The sequence below is a fragment of the Nonomuraea sp. NPDC050202 genome (assembly GCF_040656115.1).
Lineage (GTDB): Bacteria > Actinomycetota > Actinomycetes > Streptosporangiales > Streptosporangiaceae > Nonomuraea.
The window spans coordinates 375958-392764 of sequence record NZ_JBFALF010000002.1; the positions used below are offsets into that span (position 1 = coordinate 375958).

15 protein-coding genes are annotated in these 16807 nt (G+C 70.1%); 7 read left to right on the plus strand and 8 right to left on the minus strand.

Annotated features, from left to right (window positions below):
* Window positions 1-202: 202 nt before the first annotated feature.
* Both AB0I79_RS07030 and AB0I79_RS07035 read left to right on the plus strand, forming a co-directional pair.
* Entirely contained in the window at window positions 203-1459 is a 1257-nt protein-coding gene (locus AB0I79_RS07030) for a Scr1 family TA system antitoxin-like transcriptional regulator (RefSeq protein ID WP_357868104.1), read from the plus strand.
* Between the two features lie 202 nt (window positions 1460-1661).
* Window positions 1662-2465, plus strand: a complete 804-nt coding sequence (locus AB0I79_RS07035; protein ID WP_357869638.1) for an SAM-dependent methyltransferase — start codon at window positions 1662-1664, stop codon at window positions 2463-2465.
* Window positions 2466-2562: 97 nt separating this feature from the next.
* Here AB0I79_RS07035 and AB0I79_RS07040 read toward each other — a convergent pair whose 3' ends face one another.
* Genes AB0I79_RS07040 through AB0I79_RS07050 form a run of 3 tightly spaced genes read right to left on the minus strand, consistent with a single transcriptional unit; the run spans window position 2563 to window position 5346 of the window.
* Window positions 2563-2982 carry a hypothetical protein gene (locus AB0I79_RS07040; RefSeq protein ID WP_357868107.1) on the minus strand — a complete coding sequence of 140 codons (420 nt, stop codon included), beginning with the start codon at window positions 2980-2982 and terminating at the stop codon, window positions 2563-2565.
* Window positions 2979-4496, minus strand: coding sequence for a hypothetical protein (locus tag AB0I79_RS07045; RefSeq protein ID WP_357868110.1), 1518 nt, complete (start codon window positions 4494-4496; stop codon window positions 2979-2981). The genes AB0I79_RS07040 and AB0I79_RS07045 overlap by 4 nt, the downstream gene beginning before the upstream one ends.
* 31 nt (window positions 4497-4527) lie before the next feature.
* Window positions 4528-5346, minus strand: a complete 819-nt coding sequence (locus AB0I79_RS07050; RefSeq protein WP_357868113.1) for a DUF4253 domain-containing protein — start codon at window positions 5344-5346, stop codon at window positions 4528-4530.
* A 110-nt stretch (window positions 5347-5456) separates the two neighbouring features.
* Here AB0I79_RS07050 and AB0I79_RS07055 point away from each other — a divergent pair, with 110 nt between their 5' ends.
* Window positions 5457-6035 carry an HAD-IA family hydrolase gene (locus AB0I79_RS07055; RefSeq protein WP_357868115.1) on the plus strand — a complete coding sequence of 193 codons (579 nt, stop codon included), beginning with the start codon at window positions 5457-5459 and terminating at the stop codon, window positions 6033-6035.
* Here AB0I79_RS07055 and AB0I79_RS07060 read toward each other — a convergent pair.
* Together AB0I79_RS07060 and AB0I79_RS07065 are read right to left on the minus strand one after the other, a co-directional pair.
* The gene (locus AB0I79_RS07060; protein WP_357868118.1) at window positions 6032-6676 is read right to left on the minus strand and encodes a TenA family protein; all 645 of its coding nucleotides are present in this window, start codon (window positions 6674-6676) and stop codon (window positions 6032-6034) included. The two genes, AB0I79_RS07055 and AB0I79_RS07060, sit on opposite strands and share 4 nt — an antisense overlap.
* Before the next feature lie 118 nt (window positions 6677-6794).
* Window positions 6795-7838 (minus strand): TIGR03118 family protein, encoded by a 1044-nt coding sequence (locus AB0I79_RS07065; RefSeq protein WP_357868121.1) that lies wholly within the window; start codon window positions 7836-7838, stop codon window positions 6795-6797.
* Window positions 7839-8056: 218 nt separating this feature from the next.
* Between AB0I79_RS07065 and ppgK the strand changes: the two genes are divergently transcribed.
* Window positions 8057-8791 carry a polyphosphate--glucose phosphotransferase gene (gene ppgK, locus AB0I79_RS07070; protein WP_357868124.1) on the plus strand — a complete coding sequence of 245 codons (735 nt, stop codon included), beginning with the start codon at window positions 8057-8059 and terminating at the stop codon, window positions 8789-8791.
* Between the two features lie 46 nt (window positions 8792-8837).
* Here the strand turns inward: ppgK and AB0I79_RS07075 are convergent, their stop codons facing one another.
* Window positions 8838-9275, minus strand: coding sequence for a MarR family transcriptional regulator (locus AB0I79_RS07075; RefSeq protein WP_357868127.1), 438 nt, complete (start codon window positions 9273-9275; stop codon window positions 8838-8840).
* Between the two features lie 59 nt (window positions 9276-9334).
* Here AB0I79_RS07075 and AB0I79_RS07080 point away from each other — a divergent pair, with 59 nt between their 5' ends.
* Together AB0I79_RS07080 and hrpA are read left to right on the plus strand one after the other, a co-directional pair.
* On the plus strand, window positions 9335-9691 hold the full coding sequence (locus tag AB0I79_RS07080; protein WP_357868130.1) for a VOC family protein: 357 nt from the start codon (window positions 9335-9337) through the stop codon (window positions 9689-9691).
* Window positions 9692-9811: 120 nt separating this feature from the next.
* Entirely contained in the window at window positions 9812-13681 is a 3870-nt protein-coding gene (gene hrpA / locus AB0I79_RS07085) for an ATP-dependent RNA helicase HrpA (RefSeq protein ID WP_357868132.1), read from the plus strand.
* Window positions 13682-13733: 52 nt separating this feature from the next.
* Here the strand turns inward: hrpA and AB0I79_RS07090 are convergent, their stop codons facing one another.
* Window positions 13734-15737, minus strand: coding sequence for a catalase (locus tag AB0I79_RS07090; protein ID WP_357868135.1), 2004 nt, complete (start codon window positions 15735-15737; stop codon window positions 13734-13736).
* A gap of 80 nt (window positions 15738-15817) precedes the next feature.
* On the opposite strand from AB0I79_RS07090, the gene AB0I79_RS07095 reads away from it, so the two are divergent.
* On the plus strand, window positions 15818-16471 hold the full coding sequence (locus AB0I79_RS07095; protein ID WP_357868138.1) for an HAD family hydrolase: 654 nt from the start codon (window positions 15818-15820) through the stop codon (window positions 16469-16471).
* Here AB0I79_RS07095 and AB0I79_RS07100 read toward each other — a convergent pair.
* A complete protein-coding gene (locus AB0I79_RS07100) occupies window positions 16464-16787 on the minus strand; it encodes a DUF5709 domain-containing protein (RefSeq protein WP_357868141.1) in 324 nt (107 codons plus the stop codon). The genes AB0I79_RS07095 and AB0I79_RS07100 overlap by 8 nt on opposite strands.
* Between the last annotated feature and the right edge of the window lie 20 nt (window positions 16788-16807).

Here is a 16807-nt window from a genome sequence, read left to right on the forward strand (position 1 = left end):
GGATCTCTCCAGAACCCTGAGACTGTTAAGTCACAGTTACCACGTGAACCGATAGTCCGCTTATGAGGGGGGCTATGTCAACTGACAGTTTGCGCATAAGTTGATACCTGCCTGCGTGGCAGAGCTTGCCCGCATGGCAGGGGACAGTGGGGCCCGCGTCCCTTACGCTGGACAATGTTCACGGGCGGCAAGGAGGTGTGCCGTGGCGAACTTCGCCGAGCGGCTCGATCTCGCGCTGACCAAGCGCGGCTTCACCGGCGCGCAGGTCGCCTCCGCCCTGACGGAGGCCGGCATCCCGATCACCCGTGCCTACGTCAGCCAGTTGCGCACCGGCAAGCAGACCAACCCGACGCTCCAGGTGCTCAGGGCGCTGGCGTCATGCCTGCAGGTGAGCGTCGGCTGGCTGGTCGGCGACGACTACCTCGAGTCCGGCTCGGTGGAGGACCTGCAGCTGCGCGCGGCCACGACCGGCCTGTCCGCCTCGGGGCTGTCGGAGAGCTCGCTGTCCGTGCTACGCGGCGTGATCGAGCTGGCCCGCAAGGCCGAGGGGTTGCCCGAGGAGCCCGAGCAGACGGCCGACATCCCCGAGGCGGTCGCGCCGCTGAGCGGCCCGCAGCGCCGGGCGCTGGGCAAGCGGCTGCACGGCCTGCGCCTGTCCGCGCAGCTCTCCGTCGAGCAGGTCGAGACCGCCATCGGCAGGGGCGCGGCCGCGATCCCCGCCATCGAGGAGGGCCGCATCGCGCCGGCGCCCATCACCGTCGAGCGCCTGCTGACCGTCTACGGCGTCTGCGTGCCCCCCATCCGCGAGTACGTGCTCTCGCTGGCCAGGGGCGAGCGCCAGGCCGCCTGGTACGACGCGCAGTCGGTGCCCGTCTGGCTGGCCACCGGCTACGCCCTGGAGGGGCGCGCCACGGTGATCCGCACCTACCACAACCAGTTCGTCCCGCCGCTGCTGCAGACCGAGGAGTACGCCAGGGCCGCCATCACCGTGGCCGGGCCCGCCACGCTCGGGCAGCAGACGGTGGAGGAGGCGCTCGCGCTCGTGCTGGCCCGCCAGGAGGCGGTGCCCCGCGACAACGGCGTGGTGTTGTGGGCCGTGATCGACGAGAGCGTGCTGACGCGCTCGATCGTCGGGCAGCACGTCCAGCTCCGCCAGCTCGACGTGCTGATCGAGCACGCCAAGCGGCCCAACGTCTCGCTGCACGTGGTGCCGATGGAGGATCCGGCGTACGTGCCGCGCACCGGCCCGTTCACGCTGTGGCGCTTCTCCGAGGCCTTCGAGCCCGACATCGCCTGCGCCCACGGCATCGAGTCCGACGTGCTGATCACCGACGCGGCCGCCGTGGAGGCCTTCCACCAGGCGTTCACCAAGCTGTCGGTGACGACGACCACCCGCGACGAGACCTTCGAGATGCTCAATCACCATCGCGAAAAGCTTTCGCGTTCTCTGGGTATTTGATCTCTTCGCCGGTTTGTACCAACGAATGGTTACGTAGGTATATCCATAATCAATGGCTTTCGCGGTTGTCATCCGCCGTGGGGCGAGGATCATATGGTCTGGGTCATCGAGTGGGGTCCGAAAGGATCAGCTTTTCCCGAGATAGTGGGCGAGGGGAAAGGGGTAACACTCAATGCGTCAGCGTGCCATCCGAAACTTGGCGATGCTGGAGATGACCCAAGCGCGTGTCACTCGTATTCTCGACGCCGCCGCGGGCGGGAAGAACAACTTCGTGGCGGACCGGGATGTCATCCGCCGTTATGATCAGGCCGCACCCATCACGACGACGGCCGCCAGGGCCGTGCTCGAATATTTACGCCGTGTGGTCCGCCATCTGGCGAGCGAGGGTGTGGACCAGTTCGTGATCGTCGGAAGCGGCGTCCCGAGCGGCCTGCCACCGGGCAGGCAGTTGCACGACGTGGCCCGCGACGCCCTGAGCGCCTCGGTGCCGCGCGTGGTCTACGTGGAGAACGACCCCATGGTGCTGGCCGAAGCGAGGGCGACCATCGAGCCCGTCACCGACCTCGTCCGCGTCGTGGAGGGCGACGTGCGCGAGATCGACGACGTCCTCGACGACCGGGTGCTGCAGACATTCCTCGACTGGGACCGGCCGATGGCCGTGTTGCTGCTGTCCACCCACAGCCTGAACGACGACGAGTACTTCCATTACGTGATCAAACGGATTCGGCAGGTGGTCCCGGAGCGGAGTTACCTGTCGGTCATGCAGACCACGTTCGACGCCATTCCGGCGGAGTTGTTGCCGGCCATTCACGACCTGCTGGCCATGACGCTGCCGGGCCACGCGATTCGCACCCGGGAGGAGGTCGAGGCGTTGCTCGAAGGTCTGGTGCTGGTAGAGCCGGGGCTGGTGTGGGTCCCGGAATGGCGGCCCGACGACCACGACACCACCTGTACCGATCAGCCCAGCGCGTCCGGCAACTACGGCGCCGTGGCCCGGATCCCCTGACCGCCCGGGGTCACGCCGCCGAACGTGCCGACGCCCGCCGACGGCCCGGAGCCGCGCGAGCGCACCCGGGTCGGGTAGATCTCGGAGCCGGCCCCTCTCACAACAGACGGCCGCCCCGCAGCCGCCACCGCACGAACAGCACCCGCATGGGCCCGTTCACGAACAGCCACTGGCCGATCCACACGACCCCGAACATGACGGCGAACGCCCAGAACGACACCGGCCCCTCGACCCCCGGCACCAGGTTCAGATCGAGCAGGACCCACAGGAGCAGCCCCTCCGGCACCACCGTGACCAGCCCGAACAGCGTCGGCCAGTCCTTGTCCCAGCGGAACTGCATCAGCAGGTGGTACAGCAGCTCCCAGCCGACGCCGACCACGGCCACGGCCAGCAGCATCACGAACGCGTCGCGCAGCGACATCGGCAGCACGGCCCCGAGAAGCGCCGTCAGCACCGCCCCCACCGTGGCCAGCACGAACAGCCGGGTCTGCACCCGCCCGGCGAGCGTCGGGATCAAGCCGGTCTCCTGTTCGCCGCCCACTTCATCCACTGCGACACCGACCTGATCGGCCCCAGCCCCTTGCAGAACCCCCGCCTGGCCAGGTCGTCGGCGATGTCGAGGGCCGCGGTCTGCATGCCGAGGAAGCTGTCCACGGCCAGGAAGTGGTTGCCCGCGGTGGCCGCGCCCGAGGCGTACAGCTTGCCGTCGCCGTTCTCCGTGCCCAGCACCTCGAAGCTCGGGCCCACCTGCAGCCTGCCCGCCTTGTTGGGGCGGGCGCCGCCGTGCTGCAGCAGGTCGGCCAGCACCCGGTGCTCCGGCATGTCGGCCTCCAGGCCGGTGCAGTCGATGATGAAGTCGGAGACGTACTGCATGGGCGCCGAGCTCACGCTGCGGGTGTGGGTGACCAGCCGGCCGTCGGGCGCCTGGTCGATGCGCTCCACCTCGGCGTGCACCGGGTGGTACCAGCTTCCCTGCCTGGCCCGGCGCATCTGCGCCTGCCAGCGGGCCAGCTTCGGCGTGGTGGTGCCGGCCACCAGCGCGGCCAGCCGGGCCCGCCGCTCCGGCGACGCCTTGCGGAACTGCGCCTTGAGCTGGCCGCCGAACGCCGACTTGGGCATCGTGAACGCCTGGTACGCCCACCCGTCGCCGCCCTTGCGCCGCATGAACGCGTGCGGCCCGTGCGCGCCCGTCACGAACGTGCGGAAGAGGTGCACGATCTGCGTCTGCAGGCCGTACCGCTCCCTGTCGTCCATGAGGCGCTGCAGCACCCGCGAGGCCACGATCCCCGCCCCGCGCACGACCACCACGCCGGGACGCTTGCTGAGCTGGTCGTAGACGTGCTCGTGCGGCTCGTACGCGTTCACCACGCGATAGCGCTCGCCCCGCCGCTGCCGGAACTCCTGCAGGTCGTCGAGGAACTTCAGCCCCGGATACCCCACGGCCAGATGCACGTACCGCGAGCGCAGCGCTACCCGCTTGGTCGGCCCGCTGCCCGCCGGCGGCGTCAGCACGGTGAAGTAGCCGCCGCCCAGCCGCTTCCTGACCATGCGGACCTGACCCTTGGCCAGCATCTCCCAGTAGCCGATGCGGTCGGCCTCGCGCTGCACGCTCCGCATGACGAGCGCGGCCCGCGGGCTGTAGAAGTCGCTGCCGATCGGCTCGGTGAGCACCTGGAACAGCGGCCCGACGGAGCGCTCCTGCCAGGCCTCCTGCACCGCGTACGAGGGGAAGCCCCAGATGTTGTCGGGCCGCGCGCCCGAGTCGGAGCGGATGCGCTCGTGCGCCGGGAGCTGCGAGACCCGCGTCAGGTACTCCCAGGTCTGCCAGGGGGAGTCGCTGGTCGAGAGCACCCGCATGGCGGAGGTGGCCACGCCGCGGACGCGCAGCACGTCGAGCAGCGTGAACGAGCCCAGGCCGCCGCCCACCGAGACCAGCGGTATGTCAAAGATGGGGATGCCCGCCGACTCCACCAGCCCGTCGGCCCAGACGGAGGAGTGCAGTAACTCCGGCGTCAGATCTCCCCATGGCACGGAAGCTAAAGGTAGCGTAAAACCTCCACTTTCAGTCCCACCAGAACGACCACACGTGACGGCCGGCGATCTGGTCGGCGTACCCCTGCAGATCGCCCGGCCCCTGCACCACGTTGTCCGGGCAGAACGTCCAGTGCTCGGCCGCCACGTGCAGCGCGTGCTCGGGATCGACCGGCGGCGCCGCCACGCTCAGCTCCAGCGTGTTGAACCCGACGCTCACCACCCGCGCCCCGAACCTGTCCTCCCAGCTCCGCACCACCGCCGCCATCGGCACCATCCACTCGTTGTGGTGCAGCGCCCCCTGCCAGCCCATCACCGCCAGCGCGTCCGCGCCCCGGCCCGCCGCGACCAGGCCGAGCGGCATGCCCCTGGCCGCCAGCTCGCCCGCCAGCCAGTCGGCGACCGCCTCCGGCTCGGCTTTCAGCACGCCGGGCGCCGCCAGGCCCGGGCAGAGCGCGCCGTACGGGTCCAGCTCCTCCAGCGCGTCGGGCGGCATCTGCGCCACCCACTCCTGCCACACCTCCGCCATGAACCCCTCGGCGGTGAAGTGGTCGATCTGGCGGGGGTCGTCCGGCACGACCTGCCCGACGCTCCAGGGCTGCGCCGACTCGTCCAGCAGCAGCGGCCACAGGCCGCTGTGCGCATGCCACTCGCGCAGCAGCGTCCAGTCCGCGCCGGTCACCGGCTCGTCGCTCATCCAGAACGCCGGCCGCGCCGGCACCCCCTGCCCGGTGTAGCCGGGATCCGGCCAGACCACGTCACCGGGAGGCAAGGCCACGGGCAGCCTGCGCCCCCTGCCGCCGTCGGCGAACAGGGGGCCCAGCTCGCGTGGCAGCCGATGATCGCTCATGCCCTACCGTTCCGATACCGAATCCTGTCTCGGAGATGGTAGTGCCGCGGGTCGTCCCGATGCCTGTGGCGGGGACCCCGGGGTGCGGGTGTGAGGCAGAATGCTGTTCCGTGTTCCCCTTCGACGCGGTTCTCACCGACTTCGACGGCGTGCTGCGCCACTTCGACCACGCCGCCCAGGCCGACATCGAGGCCCGCTACGGCCTGCCCCTGATGAAGACCGCCTTCGACCCCGAGCTGATCCTGCCCCCGACGCTCGGGCACGTCACCGAGGCGCAGTGGGCGGAGTCGATCGTGGCGGCGCTCGGCGGTGACCAGCGCGCGCGGCAGGCCGTGGCCGAGTTCATCGAGATCGGCTTCTGGGTGGACGAGCAGGTCAAGGGGCTGCTGGCCAGGGCGCAGGAGCGGGTGCCGGTGATCATCGTGACCAACGCCATGGACACGCTGGAGGAGCACATCGACCGGCTCGGGCTGACGTACTTCGCCGACGACGTGGTCAGCAGCGCCAGGGTCGGCGTGGCCAAGCCCGACCCGCGCATCTACCGGATCGCGGCGGAGCGGGCCGGGGCCGAGCCCGGGCGCTGCCTGTTCGTCGACGACCGGCTGCCGAACGTGGAGGCTGCCAGGGCTCTGGGCATGACCGGCATCCACTACCGGACGTTTCAGGATCTCGCCGACGTCCTGGGCTAGCCGGCGGCCATGTCGAAGAAGGCCCGCTCCAGCTCCACGGCCCGGCGGAAGACGTCCAGCACCTCCCGGCGCCGCTCCTCGCCCAGCCCTTCGCCCAGCCGGTCGAGCTCGCCGCGCAGGAAGGCCACCCAGGCGCGGAACTCCGCGCCCTCGTGCAGCTCGATCCACTCGCGGTGCACGAAGCTCTCCGGCAGCGGCTCGGCCGCCCGCGAGGCCCAGCCGAGGTAACACCACTCGGCCACGCACAGCACGGTGGCGATCAGCAGGTAGTCCTGCGACACCCGCACCTCGTCCATGAGCCGCCTGAACGCCGCCGTCACCGGCTCCAGCGGCACCTCGGTCCGCCCGCCCAGCTCGGCCAGCGCCCGGTGGAAGTACGTCTTCTCCTCGGTGGTCGCCACCTGCCCGAGGAACGTGCCGTACGGCACCCGCGCCTCGAACGTGTCGGCGGCGGCCACGGCCGCGCCGAGCAGTGCCGTGAAGGAGTCCACGAACTGGAAGTCCTGCTCCAGGTAGCGCCGCATCTCATCGCCGGCCGCCGTTCCCTCGCAGATGGCCGTCGCGAACGGGTGCGTCACCACCGCCGTCCACTCGGGCTCGCACTGCTGCCTCAGCCACTCGCTGAACGTCTGCTCACTCATGATCCCGGACTCTAGAGGACTCCGGAGGCTGTCTCGCTGGATGGACCGCCGCCCCCTCGCCGTGCTGGGCGAGCTGCGCTTCTCGCCAGGCCAGGGGGCGGCGGCGACAGAGCGCCTGTCAGTACCCGCCGTAGGGATTCTGGGAGGGCGGCTGGGTATTCGGGGCGCTCGACCGGTGGCCCGAGGGGTGCGTCGGGCTGCTCGACGGCGTGCTCGCCGCACCGTTGGAGCTCACCTTCGTGCCCTGCGGGGCGATGACCCCGATCAGGCCGTGCTTGGTGCCGTCGATGCCGGCGGAGAACCACAGCGAGCTCTCGCCGCCGGTGGCGGCGGTGCCCGGCTCGAGGTCCCAGAGGCCGGGCAGCACGATCGGCTTGCCGTCGGACGTGCGCAGCGAGCCCAGGTGCCGGCCGCTGCGGTAGGCGTGGACGGTGCCGTCGCCGAAGTTGCCGACCAGCAGCGCGTTCCGGTACTCGCTCCGGTTCCAGCCCTCGGGCGCGGCGGTGATCCCCCAGGGGGCGTTCAGCCCGACGCGGGAGATGCGGCCGGTCAGGCGCCCGCTGGCGTTGAAGCGGCTGACGAAGCCCTTGCCGTTGCCGAAGACGGGCTTGCCGGTGCTCGGGTCGCGCAGGGCGTAGGCGACCCAGATGTTGCCGTTGGCCACCGCCACGTTGTAGGCGTTGTAGCCCCTCGGCAGCGCCCGGTCCCTGAACTGCGACCGGCCCAGCGGGATGCGCCTGAAGTCCTCGTCGAAGGCGTGGATGCGCCCGCTGGCGAAGTCCGCGGCCAGCAGGAACGCCTCGTCCTCGGTCTGGACGAGCTCCAGCCCCTTGTAGTCGGCGCCGCGGGTGAACGCCGCGATGATCGCGTTGGCCGGGTCGACCTCCGCGTTCCAGCCGCTGATGGCGCCGCTCGGGCTGGAGAAGATGAAGGTGGCGGGCTTGCCCTTGACGGTGAAGCCCTCACCGGGGTTGAACACCTGGCCGGTCGGGGCTCCGCCAGGGATGGCGACCTCCGTCTTCTCCTTCTTGCCCGTGCCGGAGTAGACGGTGGCGCTACCGGTGCCGGTGTTCGAGACCCACAGAGTCTTGCCCATGGCCAGGCCCCACGGGTTGACGACCTTGGGGTCGGTGACCGGGGCTTTGCCCTGAACGTCCGACACAAGGTTGATGACGTCGAATCGCGTCCTGGTGGTGGCGTGTGCGGGAGAGGTGAGAGTCGCTCCCAAGACGACCGCAACAGCGCAGAGTGTGATGATGCGTGGCCGCATCCGTTGCCTCCTAGTTAGCGCTTGTGACGCGAGATACGCGGAGGGAGGAGGCGGGGTTCAGCCGGGTCCAGAATTAGAGTTTTTCGCGCCTGCGGGGTAGATAGAGGATCATGAACGTGCTGGGCATCGACATCGGCGGCTCGGGCATCAAGGGCGCGCCGGTCGACACAGAGGCCGGTGAGCTGCTGGAAGAGCGGCTGCGCATCCCCACCCCCGAGCCGTCGTCGCCGGACGCGGTGGCCGAGGTGGTGCGCACCATCACCGGGCATTTCGGTTGGACCGGTCCGGTCGGGGTCACCTTCCCCGGAGTCGTCGTGGACGGCGTGATCAAGACGGCCGCCAACGTGGACCGCTCCTGGGTCGGCGTCGACGCGGCGCGGCTGTTCGGCGGGGCCACGGTGCTCAACGACGCCGACGCCGCCGGTCTGGCCGAGGTGAGCCTCGGCGAGGGGCGGGGGCGGCGGGGGACCGTCCTGGTGCTGACGTTCGGCACCGGGATCGGCAGCGCCCTGTTCGTGGACGGGGTGCTGGTGCCCAACACCGAGCTGGGGCACCTGGAGCTGAACGGCAGGGAGGCCGAGCACCACGCCTCGGACCGGGCCCGTGAGAAGCACGACCTGAGCTGGGAGAAGTGGGCGGAGCGGGTGGAGGAGTACCTGCGCCACGTCGAGATGTTGTTCTCGCCGTCGCTGATCGTGATCGGCGGGGGCGCCAGCAAGAAGGCGCAGAAGTTCCTGCCGCACGTGCACCTCGACACGCCCGTGGTGCCTGCCGCCCTCCAGAACCAGGCGGGCATCATCGGCGTCGCCCTGGCGGCCGCGGGCCGCGTCGAGACCGTCCGCTGACACCCGGGCGGCCGCCGCGGGCCGGGTGGAACGTGCCCCGCGGCGGTCAGCCCTGGCCGGAGAGGGCGTCGGCCATGTCGTCGAGCTGCCTCAGCAGCGTCTCCGTCTGAGCCCGGTCCAGGCCGGCCGTCATCCGGCGCTCGATCGCCAGCACGTCGGCCCTGGCCGCCTCCAGGACCCGTTCCCCCGCCGCCGACAGCCGCGTGGGCAGCGCGCGCCCCGACGGCGCCGTCGAGGGCCGTGACACCAGCCCCGCGTCCTCCAGGTTGCGCAGCACCACGTTCATCGACTGGCGGGTCACGAACGCCCCGCGGGCCAGCTCCGCGTTCGACAGCCTGGGCTGCCGCCCGAGCAGCTCCAGGCACACGTACTGCGGCGTGGTGAGCCCGTGCGCGCGCAACGCGCCGTCCATGGCGGCCCGCAGGGCGGCCTGGACCCGCTTGAGCTGATAGCCGACAGTGCGGGTGGCATCGTCTTGCATCATGTCAATAGTTTGACATACGCTCCCCTGTGTCAAAACCCTGACATCCGAAGGAGGGCATCATGACCGTCACCGGGATCGACTTCGTCGCGCTGCAGGTTCGCGATCTCGAAAGGGCCGCCGAGTTCTACCAGACGCGGCTCGGCCTCAAGCGCGCCCCTGGGCCGCCGCACGCGATCGTGTTCGCCACCGAGCCCATCGCCTTCGCCGTACGCGAGCCGCTCCCGGGCCTGGACCTGCCCGAGCGGCCGGGGGCCGGCGTGGCGCTCTGGCTCAAGGCCGGCGACGCCCAGCGGCTGCACGACGAGCTCCAGGCGGCGGGCGTGCCGATCGTGACCCCGCCGGTGGACGGCCCCTTCGGGCGGACGTTCAGCTTCGCCGACCCCGACGGCTACGTGATCACGATCCACGACCGTTAGGGTGATCGCGTTTCACGATCACCGGGGGACACGGCGATATTGGGATGCGCGAGGCGGGCGCGTCAGGCACCATGGGCGGTTGGCTCCGGGGATGCCCGGCTCAAATATCCTGAAAGCAGTATGGGAACGCCTTCGTTGTCCTCTCCACTCGCCGAGCTCCAGTCCCGCCTGCCCGACCTGATGCCGCGTGACCAGCGGCGGTTGCGGCGCAGGCTCGACGGCATGCGCCGCGTGCGCTCCCGCGACACGCGCGACAAGATCGTCGCGGAGATCCTGGCCGACCTGGAGCGGGCGGAGCAGCGACTGGTACGGCGCCGCGCGGCCGTACCGGTAGTGAAGTATCCGGAAAACCTGCCTGTGTCGCAGCGCAAGGACGACATCCTGGAGGCCGTCCGCGACCACCAGGTTGTGATCATCGCGGGCGAGACGGGCTCCGGCAAGACCACCCAGATCCCCAAGATCTGCCTGGAGCTGGGGCGGGGCGTCCGCGGGCTGATCGGCCACACCCAGCCTCGCCGCATCGCCGCCCGCACGGTCGCCGAGCGCATCGCCGAGGAGCTCGGCACCGGCCTCGGCGAGGTGGTCGGCTACAAGGTGCGCTTCACCGACCAGGCGAGCGACCGCACCCTGGTCAAGCTCATGACCGACGGCATCCTGCTGGCCGAGCTGCAGAACGACCGCCTGCTCGACCAGTACGACACGCTGATCATCGACGAGGCCCACGAGCGCAGCCTCAACATCGACTTCATCCTCGGCTACCTCAAGCAGCTCCTCCCCAAGCGCCCCGACCTCAAGGTGATCATCACCAGCGCCACGATCGACCCCGAGCGCTTCTCCCGCCACTTCGACGACGCGCCGATCATCGAGGTCTCCGGCCGCACGTACCCGGTCGAGGTGCGCTACCGGCCGCTGGAGGAGGACGACGACCAGACGCAGGGCATCGTGGACGCCTGCCGGGAGCTGATCGGCGAGGGGCCCGGCGACATCCTGGTGTTCCTGTCGGGCGAGCGGGAGATCCGCGACGCCGCCGACGCCCTGGCCAAGGCGGAGTTCCGCAACACCGAGATCCTCCCGCTCTACGCCCGGCTCAGCGCCGCCGAGCAGCACCGCGTCTTCCAGCGCCACACCGGCCGCCGCATCGTGCTGGCCACCAACGTCGCCGAGACCTCGCTCACCGTCCCCGGCATCAAGTACGTCGTCGACCCCGGCTTCGCCCGCATCTCCCGCTACAGCCACCGCACCAAGGTGCAGCGCCTGCCGATCGAGCCCATCTCGCAGGCCAGCGCCAACCAGCGCAAGGGCCGCTCCGGGCGTACCTCCGACGGCATCTGCATCCGGCTGTACGAGGAGGAGGACTTCCTCAGCCGGCCGGAGTTCACCGACCCCGAGATCCTGCGCACGAACCTGGCCTCCGTCATCCTCCAGATGACCTCGATCGGGCTGGGCGACATCGAGGCGTTCCCGTTCGTCGAGCCGCCGGACCGCCGCCAGGTCAAGGACGGCGTCAACCTGCTGCACGAGCTCGGCGCGTTCGACGCCCAGAACAAGCTCACCGGCGTCGGCCGCAAGCTCGCGCAGCTGCCCGTGGACCCGCGCCTGGGCCGCATGGTCCTGGAGGCCGAGAAGAACGGCTGCCTGCGCGAGGTCATGGTGATCGCCGCCGCCCTGTCCATCCAGGACCCGCGCGAGCGCCCCGCCGACAAGCAGCAGCAGGCCGACGAGAAGCACCGCCGCTTCGCCGACCCCGAGTCCGACTTCATGGCCTACCTCAACCTGTGGAACTACCTGCGCGAGAAGCAGCAGGAGCTGTCGTCCAGCGCGTTCCGGCGGTTGTGCAAGGCCGAGTTCCTCAACTACCTGCGCGTACGCGAGTGGCAGGACATCTACAGCCAGGTACGCCAGTCGCTCGGCGCCCAGCCCAACAGCAGCCCGGCCGACCCGTACCACGTGCACGCGTCGCTGCTTGTCGGCCTGCTGTCGCACATCGGCGTCAAGGACGTGATGGAGAAACGCGGCGCCGACGGCCGCAGGCCCATCCAGGAGTACCTCGGCGCCCGCAACGCCCGCTTCGCCATCTTCCCCGGCTCGGCGCTGGCCAAGAAGCAGCCGCAGTGGGTCATGTCGGCCGAGCTCGTCGAGACCTCCCGCCTGTGGGCCCGGGTCAACGCCAAGATCGAGCCCGACTGGGTGGAGCCGCTCGCGCAGCACCTCGTCAAGCGCACCTACTCCGAGCCGCACTGGGAGAAGAACCAGGGCGCCGTGATCGCCCTGGAGAAGGTCACCCTGTACGGCGTGCCGCTGGTGACCGGCCGCAAGGTCAACTACGGCCGCATCGACCCCGACCTGTCGCGAGAGCTGTTCATCAGGCACGCGCTGGTCGAGGGCGACTGGGACACCCACCACCAGTTCCTCAAGGACAACCGCCGGCTGCTCGGCGAGGTCGAGGAGCTGGAGAACCGCGCCCGCCGCCGCGACATCATGGTGGACGACGAGGCCCTGTTCGACTTCTACGACCAGCGGGTGCCGGCCGAGGTGGTCTCGGCCCGTCACTTCGACTCCTGGTGGAAGAAGGCCAGGCAGGAGCAGCCGGACCTGCTCACGTTCTCGCCGGAGATGCTGGTCAACGAGGGCGCCGACATCAGCGCCCGCGACTACCCCGACACCTGGAAACAGCTCGGCCAGCGGATGAAGCTGACCTACCAGTTCGAGCCGGGGGCCGACGCCGACGGTGTCACCGTGCACGTGCCGCTCCAGGTGCTCAACCAGGTCAACTCCGACGGCTTCGACTGGCAGATCCCCGGCCTGCGCGAGGAGCTGATCACCGCGCTGATCCGCTCCCTGCCGAAGAACCTGCGCCGCAACTTCGTGCCCGCTCCCAACTACGCCAAGCAGGTGCTCGCCGGTGTCAAGCAGGGCGGCGAGCCGCTGCTGGAGGCCGTCGAACGCGAGCTGCTGCGCCTGACGGGCATCCGCGTGCCGCGCGAGGCCTGGCAGCTCGACCAGGTGCCCGACCACCTGCGCATCACCTACCGGGTGATCGACGAGCGCAGGCGCACGGTGGCCGAGGACAAGGACCTCGACGCGCTCAAGCGCCGCCTGGCGCCCCGCCTGCGCCAGACGCTCTCACAGGCGGGCGACGACCTGGAGCAGACCGGCCTGCACACCTGGAGCTTCGGCACCCTGCCCAAGGTCTTCGAGCAGGGCCGCATGAAGGGCTACCCGGCCCTGGTGGACGCGGGCGACTCGGTCTCCATCAAGATCTTCGAGACGCAGGCCGAGCAGCGCCGCTCCCACTGGCCCGGCGTCCGCCGCCTGCTCCTGCTCAACGTCACCAACCCGGCCAAGTCGCTGCTCGGCGGCCTGTCCAACCAGGCCAAGCTGGCCCTGTCACGCAGCCCCCACGGCGGAGCGGTGGCCCTGTTCGACGACGTGGTCAACGCCGCCGTGGACAAGCTCATGCTCGACGCCGGCGGCCCCGCCTGGGACCCGGTCGGCTTCGACCGCCTCTACCAGCACGTGCGCGCCCACCTGTACGACACGGCGCGGGAGGTGCTGGCGAAGGTGGAGCAGATCCTCAGCGTCTGGCACGAGTCGAACGTGCGCCTGGACGCGCTGCGGGCGAGCGCGGCGACGGAGGACGTCCGGGATCAGCTCGGCAGGCTGGTGTACGCGGGCTTCGTGACGGCCACAGGCCATCGCCGGCTGTCCGACATCCTGCGCTACATCCGGGCCATCGATCGCCGCCTCGCCAAGCTGCCCGAGGAGCCCTGGCGGGACCAGGAGTGGATGGATCGGGTGCACAAGGTCGAGGACGACTACCACGACGTGCTGGAGCGGCTGCATCCGGCGCGGCGCCGGGATCCGGACGTGGTGGAGATCCGGTGGATGATCGAGGAGCTGAGGGTGAGCTTCTTCGCTCAGACGCTGGGGACCCCCACGCCTGTGTCGGAGAAGCGGATCGCCAAGGCGATGGAGAAACTCACACCGTGAAAGCGGCCGCCTCCGCCCGGAGCGGAGGCGGCCGGCCGGGGATGAGCCGTTGTCAGGCGGGCACGCCGGACACGTCCCGGTCGTAGAACCGGTGCCCGGCCACCGCCTCGGCGAAGGCGGAGGCGATGTCGTCCCCCACGATCACCCCCACGTCGTTGGGCAGCCGTGCGGCCTCCACGAGCTGCCGCCCCGACCCCACGGCCCCCACCGCCTTGCCGTGCCGGAACGCCTCCAACACGAAGAAGACGGCCCGTGCCGAGGCGGCCAGCGCGGCCCCGTCCGCCGCCACCACGGCGTCGTAGATGACCGAGTTGGCCGCGCTGAGCTGCCGGTCCACGGGCAGGCCGCCGATCTCGCCCTCGCGCGGCGCCACGATCTCGCAGATCGCCCCCTGGCCTTCGAGGGCCTGGCGGAAGGCGGTGACGGCGGCGGCGTCCGTCCCGTCGGCCATCAGGATGGCGATCTTGCGGGTGGCCACGCTGCGGGGCTGGTTCGTCATGCTGAGCGCGGGTGAGGTGTTGGCGTGCACCTGGCCGCCGCCCGGCGCGGGCAGGCCGAGGCCCTGCGCGACCGCCGCGCCCAGATCCGGGTGGATCTTGCCGCAGTGGACGACCATGGCCTGCTTGATGTGCTTGCGCTCCACGTGCCCCAGCTCGAACAGGAACGCGGCCACGATGTGCCGCTTCTCCCAGTCGGCCATGCTGTTCCAGAACAGCGTGGCCTGGCTGTAGTGGTCCTCGAAGCTGGGGCTGCGCATGCGGATCTTGGAGCCTTCCACCTTCTCCTGGTAGTGCCGGTAGCCGTCCATGGCCGCCGGGCAGCCGCCGCTGATGGAGTTGGGGGCGTAGCTGGTGCGCGACTCGTGGATCAGGTGCTGGTGGAAGCCGTCGCGCTGGTCGTTGCGTACGGGGGAGATCGGCCGGTTGATGGGGATCTGCGCGAAGTTGGGGCCGCCGAGGCGCAGGAGCTGGGTGTCGAGGTAGGAGAAGTTCCTGGCCTGGAGCAGGGGGTCGTTGGTGAAGTCGATGCCGGGCACGAGGTTGGCCGTGTGGAAGGCCACCTGCTCGGTCTCGGCGTGGAAGTTCTGCGGGTTGCGGTTGAGCGTCATCTTGCCGATGGGCCGCAGCGGCACCTGCTCCTCGGGGATGATCTTCGTGGGGTCGAGCAGGTCGAAGTCGAAGTCGTGCTCGCGCGACTCGGGCACGAGCTGCACGCACAGCTCGTACTCGGGATAGGCGCCCCGCTCGATCGCCTCCCACAGGTCGCGGCGGTTGAAGTCGGGGTCGTTGCCCTGGATGCGCAGCACCTCGTCCCACACCAGCGAGTACGTCCCCAGCTTCGGCCGCCAGTGCCACTTGACGAACGTGCCCTGCCCCTGGGCGTTCACCAGCCGGAACGTGTGCACCCCGAACCCCTGCATCATCCGGTAGCTGCGCGGGATCGCCCGGTCGGACATCAGCCACATGACCATGTGCAGCGACTCGGGCTGGAGCTGGATGAAGTCCCAGAACGTGTCGTGCGCCGACTGCGCCTGCGGGATCTCGTTGTGCGGCTCCGGCTTGACGGCGTGCACGAAGTCGGGGAACTTGATGCCGTCCTGGATGAAGAAGACGGGGAAGTTGTTGGCGACCAGGTCGAAGTTGCCCTGGGTGGTGTAGAACTTCGTGGCGAAGCCGCGCACGTCGCGTACGGTGTCGGCCGAGCCGCGGAAGCCCGCCACGGTCGAGAAGCGGACGAAGGTGGGCGTCCTGACCGAGGTGTCGTTCAGGAACGCGGCCGAGGTGTACTCGCCGAGCGGCTCGTACAGCTCGAAGACCCCGTACGCGCCCGAGCCCCTGGCGTGCACCACCCGCTCGGGGATGCGCTCGTGGTCGAAGCGGGTGATCTTCTCGCGGAAGTGGAAGTCCTCCATGAGGGTCGGCCCGCGGGTGCCCGCCTTGAGGGAGTTGTCCGTGTCGTCGACCCGGATGCCCTGGTCGGTGGTCATGTTGAGGTCGTCGAGAGGTACGCGGTGCTCGTCGAGCTGGCGGTCCTTCGCGTCACGCTCCGGTTGCATGAAAAGATCCCCCTTACAGATATTTCGTCCGGTGTGTGCTAGTGCCCAGACGTATGAGGTGAAACAGGGTGGGGGGATCGATGATCAAAGCCGTGGTGTTCGACGTCGGGGAGACGCTGATCGACGAGACGCGCATCTGGTCGCGCTGGGCCGAGCGGCTGGGCGTGAGCCACTTCGTGCTGATGGGCGCGCTGGGCGGGATGGCCGCGCTGGACCGCCCCCACGGTGACGCCTTCCGGCTCATCCGGCCGGGCTTCGACCTCGAGACCGAGGAGGCCGCCTGGGAGCGGGACGACCCCGGCGGCCTGCGCAACCACTTCGACGCCGACGACCTCTACCCCGACGTGCGCGCGGCCCTGTCCGCCATCCGCGCGGCCGGACACCAGGTGATCATCGCAGGCAACCAGCCGCGACGGGCCTACGACGCGCTGGTCGCCATGGACCTGCCCGCCGACTCCGTGCACACCTCCGAGGGATGGGGCGTGTCCAAGCCCGAGGCGGGCTTCTTCGCCAAGGTGGCCGCCGTCGCGGGCCGCGAGCCGGCCGAGATCCTCTACGTGGGGGACCGGCTCGACAACGACGTGCTGCCCGCCGCCGCCGCGGGCATGCGGACGGCGCTGCTGCGCCGCGGCCCGTGGGGCTACCTGCATGCCGAGCGCCAGGAAGCGCAGGCCGCCGACGTGATCGTCGACGACCTGCATGCGCTTGTGCCCGTCCTGGAACGGCTCACGTGAGGTTCTCGTCGGGATCGATGCGGACGGCCCGCTCCTCGGCCGACATGTCGTCGTTGTCGTCGAGGTAGTCCACGCCGATCTCCTCGTCCTCCCGGTCGGGCTCCAGCCCCTCGTCCGGCTGGGTCAGCCGGTGCTTGGGGCGGGGCTCGTGCAGACGCTCGGGAGCCTCCCGCCGCAGCCGTTCGTCCAGGGTGTCCCTGCGTTGCGGGTCGTCCTCGACGACCTCGTGGTGGAGGCCGAGATCATCGGTCCACTCGGTGACCTCGATCTCCTGCTCGTCTGCCATGCCGTGCCGGTTCGGAGGTGTTTCGGTCATATGCGCCCCCTACCCAAGGA